The sequence below is a fragment of the Bradyrhizobium sp. Kon56 genome (assembly GCF_055807635.1).
Genome location: NZ_JBVVOU010000303.1, coordinates 1 through 309 on the forward strand (window position 1 = coordinate 1; position 309 = coordinate 309).

Consider the following 309-nt stretch of genomic DNA (forward strand, 5'->3'; position numbering starts at 1 on the left):
GGCGTTGCCGAGGAGAATGTCACCTGCCTGGGCTCGTCGCCGCGCCCCGAGCACCTGCGGGCGTTTGCGAACGTCGACATATCGCTCGACACGTTCCCGCAAAATGGCGGCGTCAGCACCTGGGAATCGCTCTATGCGGGCGTTCCGGTCGTGGCCAAGCTTGGCAACGGCGCCTCGTCGCGTGCCGGTGGTTCGATCGTGGCTGCGGTCGGTCTCGACGACTGGGTCGCCGAGGACGACGAGGGCTATGCCGCGATCGCCTGCAAATATGCGGCGCAGCCGGCGTATCTGGCGAGGTTGCGCAGCGAC

Annotated in this window: 1 protein-coding gene; it reads left to right on the plus strand. The window is 67.3% G+C overall.

Annotated features, from left to right (window positions below):
• Positions 1-309, plus strand: a 309-nt coding sequence (locus tag AC0L3B_RS39065) for an O-linked N-acetylglucosamine transferase family protein (RefSeq protein ID WP_473383055.1), incomplete at both ends; no start/stop codon positions are given.